This is a genomic window from Streptomyces sp. SolWspMP-5a-2 (assembly GCF_900091845.1).
Classification (GTDB): domain Bacteria; phylum Actinomycetota; class Actinomycetes; order Streptomycetales; family Streptomycetaceae; genus Streptomyces; species Streptomyces doudnae.
Window position 1 is genome coordinate 1 of record NZ_FMCI01000382.1, and the last position, 10,613, is coordinate 10,613.

8 protein-coding genes and 2 CRISPR repeat arrays are annotated in these 10,613 nt (G+C 71.1%); all 8 genes read right to left on the bottom strand.

Annotated features, from left to right (window positions below; translation table 11 throughout):
* Window positions 1-47 precede the first annotated feature (47 nt).
* Window positions 48-320: a CRISPR direct-repeat array (repeat unit 29 nt; unit sequence CGGTTCACCTCCGCCTGCGCGGAGCGGAC).
* An 18-nt stretch (window positions 321-338) separates the two neighbouring features.
* The 8 genes from cas2e to GA0115242_RS37705 all read right to left on the bottom strand — a co-directional run bounded on the left by cas2e (window position 339) and on the right by GA0115242_RS37705 (window position 10,031).
* Window positions 339-656, bottom strand: coding sequence for a type I-E CRISPR-associated endoribonuclease Cas2e (gene cas2e, locus GA0115242_RS37670; protein WP_093836162.1), 318 nt, complete (start codon window positions 654-656; stop codon window positions 339-341).
* Window positions 657-679: 23 nt separating this feature from the next.
* Window positions 680-1,669, bottom strand: a complete 990-nt coding sequence (cas1e, locus tag GA0115242_RS37675) for a type I-E CRISPR-associated endonuclease Cas1e (RefSeq protein ID WP_237549548.1) — start codon at window positions 1,667-1,669, stop codon at window positions 680-682.
* Window positions 1,666-2,358, bottom strand: a complete 693-nt coding sequence (gene cas6e, locus GA0115242_RS37680; protein ID WP_093836163.1) for a type I-E CRISPR-associated protein Cas6/Cse3/CasE — start codon at window positions 2,356-2,358, stop codon at window positions 1,666-1,668. The genes cas1e and cas6e overlap by 4 nt, the downstream gene beginning before the upstream one ends.
* Window positions 2,355-3,227, bottom strand: coding sequence for a type I-E CRISPR-associated protein Cas5/CasD (cas5e, locus tag GA0115242_RS37685; RefSeq protein ID WP_093836164.1), 873 nt, complete (start codon window positions 3,225-3,227; stop codon window positions 2,355-2,357). Before cas5e ends, cas6e begins: the two co-directional genes overlap by 4 nt.
* The gene (gene cas7e / locus GA0115242_RS37690; protein WP_093836165.1) at window positions 3,224-4,417 is read right to left on the bottom strand and encodes a type I-E CRISPR-associated protein Cas7/Cse4/CasC; all 1,194 of its coding nucleotides are present in this window, start codon (window positions 4,415-4,417) and stop codon (window positions 3,224-3,226) included. The genes cas5e and cas7e overlap by 4 nt, the downstream gene beginning before the upstream one ends.
* A 70-nt stretch (window positions 4,418-4,487) precedes the next feature.
* A complete protein-coding gene (gene casB / locus GA0115242_RS37695; protein WP_202556535.1) occupies window positions 4,488-5,216 on the bottom strand; it encodes a type I-E CRISPR-associated protein Cse2/CasB in 729 nt (242 codons plus the stop codon).
* A 66-nt stretch (window positions 5,217-5,282) separates the two neighbouring features.
* Window positions 5,283-6,875, bottom strand: coding sequence for a type I-E CRISPR-associated protein Cse1/CasA (gene casA, locus GA0115242_RS37700; RefSeq protein ID WP_176729993.1), 1,593 nt, complete (start codon window positions 6,873-6,875; stop codon window positions 5,283-5,285).
* 219 nt (window positions 6,876-7,094) lie between these two features.
* Window positions 7,095-10,031 carry a CRISPR-associated endonuclease Cas3'' gene (locus GA0115242_RS37705; protein ID WP_093836169.1) on the bottom strand — a complete coding sequence of 979 codons (2,937 nt, stop codon included), beginning with the start codon at window positions 10,029-10,031 and terminating at the stop codon, window positions 7,095-7,097.
* Between the two features lie 214 nt (window positions 10,032-10,245).
* Window positions 10,246-10,579: a CRISPR direct-repeat array (repeat unit 29 nt; unit sequence GTCCGCTCCGCGCAGGCGGAGGTGAACCG).
* Window positions 10,580-10,613 lie beyond the last annotated feature (34 nt).

Genomic DNA, 10,613 nt, shown 5'->3' on the forward strand with positions numbered 1-10,613 from the left:
CTGCGCGGAGCGGACCTCGAGCCGCTCGCGGGTGCGGAGCAGCATGACGGTTCACCTCCGCCTGCGCGGAGCGGACTTCTCCTCGCGTTCGGCGGCGATCTGCGCGTCCGGTTCACCTCCGCCTGCGCGGAGCGGACGCCAGCAGCGTCAGCGCGATCTCGTGCAGCGCCGGTTCACCTCCGCCTGCGCGGAGCGGACTCCCGGTAGGCGGCTGCGGCCCCGGTCCACGCCGGTTCACCTCCGCCTGCGCGGAGCGGACGGCTCGGGGACCGACCCGCCCAGCTCGCGGATCGGTTCACCTCCGCCTGCGCGGAGCGGACCCTTCGTGGCCTGCGGTTCTATGTTGGCTTTGCAGTTTCTTGACTTGTGGGGAGGCGTTGGAAGGCGATGAGGGTGAGGCCGTCGAAGTCGAGGGGGTCGCGGCGTTGGGGGCCGGCTGTGTGGAGGGTAAAGCCCTGTTCGTTGGCTGCGGGGTAGGCCAGGACGGCGCTTCCTTGGGTGAGGCAGGTGGTGAGGTTGTTCCAGAGTTCGGTGCGGACGCGGGCTGAGATGGTGCCGATGTACAGGGTGGGGGTGACTTCGAGGAGCCAGCGGGTGAGGGCGCCGCGCAGATGGTCGGGGACGGCGGTGGCGGAGATGACGGTCATGGCGGGCACGGGCCGGATGCTCCTGTCGGGGGTCAGGCGTGGTTGGTGCCGCTGGGGAGAGGGCCGGTGACGGGGTCCCAGAGGTCGACGAGTTGTTCGTCGAGGGTCTCGTCGGGGTCGGGCCGGGGGGTGTCGGGGGCGAGGAGGGTCTGGAGGTCGCGGACGATGCGGGGCATGAGGCGGAAGAGGCGCAGGCCCTCGCGGAAGGAGCGGCGGGCTTCTGCTTCGGGTCGGTCGGAAGTGTTCAGGGAGAACGCCAGAGGGATGGTGAGTTCGGCTTTGTAGAGGTCGGCGATGTCGTAGACGAAGGCTTGCTGGTTGCCGCTGTGGACGAATCCCAGGGCGGGAGAGCAGCCGAGGGCGACGATGGCGGCATGGACGATTCCGTAGAGGCAGGTGTTGGCGGCCGACAGGGCGAGGTTGACGGGGTCCTGGGTGTCCCAGGAGTCGGGGTCGTAGGAGCGGCGGAAGCGTTGGATGCGGTGCTGTCGTGCGAGGAGTTTGTAGAGGGCTTTGACGCGTTGGCCTTCGAGCCCGCGCAGTTGTTGGAGGGTGGCTCCGGGCGGTGCCTGGTCGGGGCCGAAGCGGTGCTCGTACATGGCGGTGGCGATGGCGAGGCGGCGGGTGTCGTCGGCCCAGGCGCGGGCCTGGTGTTCGAGCCAGGTGGTGGTGAGGGTGCCGGGGACGGTGGCGGCGTAGCAGCGGACGCCGCCCATGCCGGTGATCAGGACGGTGGTGCCGTGGCGGGCGAAGGTGGCCAGGGCGGGTGCGGTGATGGAGGTTCCGGGGCCGAGCAGGACGCAGGCGAGGGAGGCGGTGGGGAGGTAGACGGTTTCGGTGCCACGTCGTTGGGTGGTGATCTCCGCGCAGACGCCGGTGTCGTCCTGGTGGATGCGGACGATGTCGAGGTAGAGGAAGGAGAGGCTGTCGACGACGCGGGGCAGCATGGTGACGGTGGGTGCGGCCAGACGGCGACGGCCCCCGCCGGTGGGGCCGGGAGCCGTGGCGGTGACGCCGGTCATGCGGGATCCGGGGCGGGGGCGATGCTGAGAAGTCCGCAACCGTACGCCTTGCCGCGCCCGATGCCGCTGAGGATGGCGGTGCGCAGCAGGTCGGGGTCGGTGATGGTGGCGGTGCCGTCGAAGCGGACGCGGTGGTGATGGACGCGGTTGTTGTGCTTGGCACGGTCGGCGCGGGTGGTGCCGGCGGGGTACTGGCGGTCGCGGGCCGCGTCGACGGGCTGTGAGTGCAGGGTGAGCGTTTTGAGTCCTGCTTGGTCGGCCTGGCGCTGCCACCATTCCTCTGCGGCATTGCCGTTGAGGGGGATGACGGCGGGGAGGTTGTAGTGGGCGCGGGTGGTGGCGCCGGGCTTGCGGACGGGGGAAGCGGTGCAGCGGTAGTGGAGGGTGCGGCCGGGCTCCAGGGCGTCGAGGAGGGTGTCGAGGGGGCGGGTGGTGAGGGTGGCGTACGGGGCGGGGAGGCGGGCGGGGTCGGGTGGCTGGTTGGACTGGAGCAGGAGGTGGCTGCCGCGGGGGGTGTCCTCGACGCGGAACAGGACACCGAAGTGGGTGCGGGCCTGCTCGGGGATGCCGTCGGGGAACAGGGACATCACGCGGCGGTGGAGGGAGGCGTGGGAGGTGCTGGCGCCCAGTTCCTGCTGGGCCAGTCGGGAGGCGGGGTGGGGGATGAGCCGGGTGAGGTAGAGGGTCACTTGATGCTTCCGTCCTGGGCGGCGGCGGGTGTGTAGGTGGGGGAGGTGTAGGCGGCCAGGCGGCTCAGTTGTCCGGTGCCGTAGCCGGCGCATTGGGCGGCGGGCAGGGCGAGGGTGCGCCGGTAGAGAGGGCGGGCCCGGTGGCGGCGGTGCAGGGAGGTGAAGTCGACGGGGGCGTCGAGGACGGTGGAGTGCTCGTGCGCGCCGTCGTCGGGTGTGCTGTTGTGGCTAAGGGGGGTGGGCAGTGCGGTCAGGGGCTGGTCGGACTGGAAGAGCACCGGGACGGTGGCGCCTTCGCCGTCTTCAGGACTGGTCACGGCGTGGCGTGCGTGCAGGGCGAGGGGGAGGTGGACGAGGTCGTGGAGGGCGTCGGTGCTGCGGCCGAGGAGGAGCGGGCCCGCCGGGGGGCAGGAGCGGCGGCCCAGGTAGGGCGGCCAGCGTGGGGACAGCAGGGCGTCGCTCCAGGTGGCTGGGGGTTCGGTGTGGTCGGGCAGGGTGAGGGCCACGGTGAAGACGGCGTCCTGCAGGTACCAGCGGGTGCTGGTGAGGGTGGAGGTGTCGCTGTCGCGTCGTTTGCCTTCGGCGGTGATCACGGTCTGTTCCCGGCTCTGGCCTCCTCCCACGGTATGGAAGTCGCGCAGGGGACTGCCGGGGCGGTCGGTGCGGACGGTGACCGACAGGGCGAGGTCGTCGAGGCTGTGGTGGCGTGAGCGGCCCAGGGCCGAGGCGAGGAGGCCGGTGAGGGCGGAGCGGGTGGGGAAGGGCAGGGTGTCGCGGTCGTCGAAGTGGCTGTGCTCGCCCCAGGACTGCAGGGGTGAGGCCAGCCGCAGCAGCAGACCCGGTACGTGTGCACGGCGGGAGGCGCTCACGCGGCGCTGTCCTGCCCGGCGGTCCGGACGTGGCTGACGGCTTCGGCGATGAGGGCGTCGAGGCCGTCGGCGCGCCGGCCGAGGGCGTCGGGGAGGTCTTTGAGCTCCGGGCTGGTCCAGTTCCGGTGAAGGAGGTGGCTGGTGCCGAGGAAGGAGCCGGCTGCTGCCGCGTACTGGGCGAGGGCGTCCACCGCGGGTGTGCCGTTGCCACCGTGTGCGCCGGGGCGTACGGGCTCTTCGAAGGCGGCGGCGAAGGAGACGGGCCGGTCGCCGCGCACGGCGAAGTGAACGAGGTGGGGCAGGGTGTGGGGGGCGGTGGAGTTCTTCTTGGCCTGGGGCAGGGCGAGGGTGAACGCGGTCAGGAAGTTGGTGAGGACCTCGTGGACGTCGGCGCTGGTGTCGGTGCCGGCGAGGTTGTGGGTGAGTTCTTCGAGGTCGATGGTGGCGTAGCGGTAGAAGGTGCCGGCGCTGAACTCGGCGTGGCCCATGTGGGCGCTGCCGGTGGTGTCCTGCCAGGTGGAGGTGAGGTCGTCGACAGCGGTGAAGTAGTCGAGGTCGGCGTCGGCTTCGTGGGTGGTCATGGCGTGGGCCACTTGGACGGCGCCGTCGACGCCGGCCCGGTCGACCTCGGCGAGCATGCGCCCGAAGAGGTTGATGACGTCGTTGCGGCTGCGCAGGATCGCGTCGACCGCTGCCTTGGGCAGGGCGGAGGCTTTGGCCTCGCCTTTCTTGGTGATGTCCTTGGCGGCTTCCAACGTCGGACGATGTTCCTCGGCGTGGTCGGCGAGTTCGCGCACGGCTGCCTGGGGGACGTAGACCATCGCGTTGGTGATCACACGGTTGGGGATCGCGGTCCTGGTCTTCCCTTCTGTCGTCTCCTCGACCTCGAACTTGCCGACGCAGGCGGCGACGTGGGCGCCTGCCCGCTCGGCGAGTTCCTGCGGCCAGCCGCGGTCGACGAGTTCGCGGGTGACGGCCTCACCGATGCGGCGGGTACGCAGTGTGCTGCTCCCGGTGATCCTCTCGAACTCGACGCGCGTGGCCCGCTTCCAGGACTGGCTGGAGACTCGGGTGCGCAGCTTCGCGCCGTACAGAACGGTCTTGACGGAGTTGGTGTCGTCGCGGTTGAGGTTCGCGAAGGGCACGGACTGGATGATGTGGATGTCGAGGAATCGGGCGCGCGCAGTCATGAGAGATCCTCCAGGGAGATGGGTGCGGTCGACCCGCCGAGGCCGGGTGTCAAGCCGGTGGTGCGGCAGGTCAGTTGGGGTCGCGGGTCTCGTCGTCCTCGCTGTCGCGGCGACGGGCGGCGGCTTCGAGGGCGGAGTTGCGGAGGCGGTAGAAGTCCTGGAGCCAGCGCCGGGAGATGGCCTTGGAGTACCGGGGCCAGGCCGCCAGGTCGGCCAGGAGGACGGCGAAGTCGATGTCGGTGTCGCCGGCGCGCAGCAGGCGGACACTGCCCGGCAGATGGCGGTGGAGCCCCTCCAGGCTCTGCCGGGTGAGAAGGTTCAGGCGGGCTTCGGCCGTGTCCTGACGGACCCCGCCCTGCCCGCCCTGCGTGACGGCGCGGGCGAACGAAGCACCCAGGCTGTCCCGGCGCGCCCGCGCAGGAGCCTTCCCCGCTTCTGCCGGAGGAGCCTCCTCGCCCGTCGGCGCCGATGTCTGCGGCTCGTTGCCGACGGCGGCAGCCGAGTCCTGCCCGCCGGGCTCCGGCGTCTCGTCGTCGGCTGGGGCGGTGAAGGAGTGGCGGGGGCGGTCGGCGATCATCGCGGCCACGGCGTAGAACGCCCGTTCCTCCGCCTCTCCTCTCTCCTCGGGCAGCCACGGGGCGACGATGCGGTGCAACGAGCCGACGTCGTCCAGCCCGCGGCGCAGTCCCTTGCGCAGAGCGACCCGGACGCCAGGATCCGCACCGCATCTGGCGGTGATCTCTTCGACGTACGTGCGGTACAGGGCAAGCCGGGTGGAGGGCGGGGCGGTGATGGTCATCGGGAGTTCCTCCGTGGACGGCCGTTGCCGTCGGGCGCGGCCGGCGGTCTGACGGACAGGGGCGTTTCAGGAGCGCGGGCGCCGGTTGCCGCCGTAGAGCTCGCTGTGGGCGTCGGCGACAGCACGCGCACCGCGCTGGGTGTGGCACACCGGGTCGGTGACGCTCGCGTAGGCCCGTTCCGCGATCCGCAGGAACGACCGCCTGGCGGCGTCACGGTCCAGTCCGGCCTCGACGAGGAGCGCGCCGGTCGGATCGAGGCCGTGGAAGCGGGACCAGAACTCCTCCTCGGCCTGCGGCCAGTACAGGGCGGCGGCCCGTTCGGCCCAGTTGTCGGCTTCCTTCGGTCTGGTCTCGTGGGTGTAGAGCTGGCAGGCACGGCGCACCGCGTACTGCACGCGCCGCCCGTACAGTTCGCCGGTGCGCCGCAGCCAGCCGACCGCCGGCGCGGTGGCCGGGTTGGTCTGCTCCGCCCGGTCGAGGACGGGCGGGGTCAGCCCGGCGACGAACTGACGGTCCTTGGCCTGCCCGTCCTGCTCGAAGCCGAGAGCACGCACGGCCAGCGGCCTGTCCAACGCGTCGGAGACTTCCAGGGCGTGGGGAGCGGAGAAGACCTCGGGATGGCGGGCCTGGGCCGTACCGCCGGGTTCGAGCAGCAGCAGGGCGTCGATGTCTCGCCACAGCGCACGCCTTGAATCCGCCGGCCGGGGATAGGGGTTGCCCTGCTGGCTGATCTGCCAGACCAGGAACGGGTCGTCGCGCGGCAGACGTCCGTCGCGGTAGGCCCAGGTGATGAAGGCGTCCGTCACGACGTTCTCGTCGTCAGGGGCGGGGATCAGGAGCAGGGCGTGCTGGGAGACGGCCGTCAGCCGCGAGCAGGGCCCCTGCACGGGGGGCGGCGGAGCGTCCGGGTCGGGCAGCTCTTCCCATTCCCACATGCAGCGGTCCGTCGTGCGGCTCACCTGCGGGTCCGGGTGGAGGAGGCCCGCCAGAAGGGTCTCGAAGAGAGTGGAGCCCTCGGGATGGTAGGAGAGCGCGCCGCGCAGCGGGCCCGCCTTCATGTTCGCGCTCGCCGTTCCGCCGACGGTGCGGGCAGAGCCCCGTCCGGAGGGGCCGTAGTAGTGCCAGGTCAGCAGGCTCATGGCGGCTTCACCGGCGGGGACGGGGTCGGGGTCACTGTCCTGGACGTGCGTGAACCAGGCGTGGTTGTTGCCCGAAGGCCGGGTCGGCACCAGCTTGTTGACACCGGCCGAACGGGCCGGATCGCACTGTTCGGCAAGACGCGGATCCTGCATCCAGGGCCGCTCGCCGAACAAGCACAACCGGTGTGCCCACGCGTCGAAGTAGGCGTCGATGCCGTCGGCGGGCAGCCGCCCCGCGTCCAGAATGTTCAGACGGCGCTCTGACCAGTCCACGCCCGATCCGTCATCGTCCTCATCCAGTGCGCACACCCTGGCGGTGAACGCGTACAGCGTGCGCAGGAACGCGGAGTAGGCGGGCGGTTCGGTGATGGCGAGCGAGCTGATCTCGTGGCTGCGCGCGAGCAGGGTGCGCAGGCCGACCAGCGGCGGCCTGTCCCGGCTGCCCGCTTGGACGGCCGGCGTCCACAGGACCGGTATCCACGGTGACTCGTCAAGGGGAAAGGCGGACACCGCGAACATCACGCTCCTGTGGTGGGCGGGTTGACACAATGGGGATCGAGGGCCCCGCGTGAGCGGGGGTGAACCGGGTGCGCGCCACAGCTCGCCGCCGGTGTTTCCCCCCTCTGCCCGCGCAAGCGGGTTCATCCAGCCCACCCCCGTCTCCCAGTGACGGGGGGCGGGCCTGGTCACCATCATTGAAGGGTGCTCGTCAGAGCTCAAGCGGTTCGGTGGACTCGGTCAAACTCGATCGATTCCGGTCTCCCGTGTGAACTCGACTTGCCTGCCGTCGAGTTCGCCGTGCCAGACCGTGCTCCCGCTGCCCTCCGAGGTACGGACCATGGGTACGAGGACGAGGTCACGCAGGTGCGTGTGCTTGCGCCACGCCGCAGGCAGCTCGGGCCGGTCGCCGGCCGGGGGCAGCCAACGGCTGGGAACAGGCACGGTGCGCGCGACGATGCGCCGGACCGCCGCCCGGTCCGGGGCGCCCTTGTCCGGCAGGGGGAGTCGCCCCTCCTCGTCGAGCGACACACGGCCCGCCTCCTGGGTGAACAGCAAGAGCAGGCGTCCGGTGTCGGCACCGAGCCGGGTGGTGAGCAACTCCGCGGTCATCTCCGCGGTGCCTTTGCTCAGGAGAGACAGGTCACCGCGTACGGCATACGGTGGACTGACCCCGGTCATCACGGCGAGCGTCTCCTCCGCGATCTGAGCGCCCGTCCGGCGCTGGTCGAGCGCGTGCAGCCGCCGCGCCGCCGCTTCGGCCTCCTGCTCTCGGGCCTCCTTCAGCCGGTCGGCGAAGTCCTGCGCGTACACGGCGTCCACGAGGTCCTGCACGTCACCGGGAACAGCGATGCCCTGCCCTGCCTTCTCCCGCAGCAGGGCAGCCGAGCGCAGCAGGAGCGAATGGTCGTAGACGTCTCCCCACGACCCCGGGGGCTCGGTCACCCCGTCCGGCCCGGTGGGCTCCAGGACGACCAGAGCGGGCCGATCCTCCGCCCGCGCCCAAGCGGGCCGTCCGGTCGGCCCGCGCGCGTGACGCCGTCCGCGGCCTGCGCGTTGCAGGAGCAGGGCCAGCGGAGCGAGATCACTGACCACGAGGTCGAAGTCGAAGTCCAGTGACTGTTCCACGATCTGGGTCGCCACCAGGATCGACGCGGGCCGCACACCGGACTGCTTGTCCGGGCCGGGCTTTCCGTAGGCGCCTTCGCAGTCGGCGGTGATCTCCTGTCGCAGCAGGCCGGGGAAACGCGAGTGAAGCAGCCGGATCCCACCCTTCCTTCGGGCCAGCGCCGGGAACGCCCTGCGGAGGTCGCGGAAGGTGCGTTGTGCCTCGGCGACCGTCGTGCAGCACACCAGCGCCGTCCCCCCGAACTCGGCCACGGGAGTGAGGACTTCGCGCAGTACGCCGCGCCGCCCGCCCAGCCTCGGCCCGCCTTCGCTCTCCTCGCAGTCCCAGGTCACCTGCCGCAACGACAGGTCCAGAGTCCGTGGGCGCGAGGTCGCCACCGCGCGCGCATCCGACACGCCTCCCGTCGTGGCGTCCGCGAACAGCCAACCCGGGTAGGCCGGCTGAACGGCGCAGGGCGCGGTGAAGCCGGCACCCCGCCGATAGGCATCGACGAGGGAACTGGCGGAGCGGCCAGTCAATGTCGCCGACAGCAGCACCACCGGAGCACGCAACGCCCCCAGCCATTCCAGAAGGCGGACCATGAGCGTGTGCATCCACGGCCCGTAGGCATGCGCCTCGTCCACGATCAGCACCTTGTCCGACAGACCGAACAGACGCAGCGCGTTGAAAGAGACCGGCAGGACCGCAGCCAGGGCCTGATCGATCGTGCCCGCGCCCAACGGCGCGGCGAAACCCCGCTTGCCGCCCTCCCGCAGCCACGCACGCGCCTCCACCGCAGTGGCGGGGGCCGCACTGAACTTATCGCCTGACGCATCCGCGTCCTGCTCACCCTGCTTGACCGCCTCCTCAAGGCTCCAGGTGTCCGTTGCGCGTCCGCCCCGGGCACCGTCCATCGCGGTGCTCAGCCACGCCGCGCTGTGCATCAGCAACATGGCCCGCTCCCCGGTCAGCACGCGTTCGGCGAACGACGCCACCCGCGGGAACATCTGGTCCGCGGTCGCCATCGTCGGCAACGCGAAGTACACCCCCCGCGCCCCCGAAGCCCGACCGAGCAACGCGGCCGCGAACAGGGCTGCTTCCGTCTTCCCGTCGCCGGTCGGCGCTGTCACCAGAACCAGCCCCGAGCCCTCTTCCCCCACCAGACCGGGCAAGACCTCCGCGACGTCCTGCTGCAACACGTTCGGCGCGAACGGAAACAACTCCTCGAACTTCAAAGCCCGCTCACGCGGGAACTCCGTACGGCCCAGCCGCGCCGTCGCCACCACGCCGGGCGCGTCCCGCACGGCCTGCCGGTAGTGCGCATCGAGCTGTTCCGGACGGCCCGGCCACGTCCTGCTCGGCAGGCCGGGCAGGATCCACTCGACGCTGCTGGCCAGCCAGTCCGCCAGCACGACCAGCCCGTACACCCGCACCGAAGTCGCCGCCGACAACTGCCCTGCCGGCACGGCATCGGCACTGACTGCCCGCCGGACCGCCTCAAGGTGACAGCGCCGCTGCTCCTGCCACCCGCGCTGCCCCAGCCCCGCCTGATACTGCCCCGCTGCCGCGGCCTGCCGGACCGGCACCACATCCGCAAAACACCCGTGATGCCCGCCCAGCAACTGGGCCACTTGATGCGGCAGGCTCCGCGCCTGCACCCGCGACACCGGATATCCGGCCTCCGCCAGCAACGACACCAACGCCCAGTGCGTTCCCAACTCGTGCCGGAACCCGGCCAGCCTCTCGGCCCCCTCCGCCGCGACGTAACTCCCTTCGTCCGTCAGCGCCTTGAACGCATCCGGCACCTGCGCCTGGAACGGCGGCGTGATCTTCCCCAGATCATGCAGACCCGCCCACCACGCCAGCACCCTTCGCGCATCGCCCACACCCAGCCCAAGCTCCGCGGCGACCCGCTCCCGTAACCGAGGATGCAGCAGGACATCCCACAGCGCACCGAACACCGCCGCCACATCCAGCAGATGACAGATCAAGGGGTATGGATACGGCAGCCCACGTTCCTTTCCCCACACCCGCACATCCACCTGGTCCGGGACCACCACATCACTCATGCCGAGAACTTCTAGCAGCAGCCACTGACAACACGGCCCCACCTGCGGACACCTCCACCGCCGGTCGCCATGCCGGAGATAGTCTGACTTCTGCCACCGCCGTGGCACGCCTCTGAGATGCCACAATCTGATCAAGGCCAGGGAGACTCTGATGTGCCGCAACAGCGTTGGTAAAGGAATTGCCAACCCTCTCTGACGCCGCAGGTCAGGAAGGGTCCGCTCCGCGCAGGCGGAGGTGAACCCTCCCCGGCGCCGCTGCCGCGCCGGGTGACGTCGTCCGCTCCGCGCAGGCGGAGGTGAACCGGCCCAGCGCAGACCCCATACGAGGAACACGACGTCCGCTCCGCGCAGGCGGAGGTGAACCGCACGGGCGAGGTGGTGGGGGTGAACGCGGTGTGTCCGCTCCGCGCAGGCGGAGGTGAACCGTGGCGACGGGCGCGGCGGCGGGGTCAGGGGGCGTCCGCTCCGCGCAGGCGGAGGTGAACCGAACTGGCCGGTGGCTGCGCCCGCCCCGTTGTCGTCCGCTCCGCGCAGGCGGAGGTGAACCGGCGGCCGTCGGCGCCTGCTGCTGCTCGGCGATGT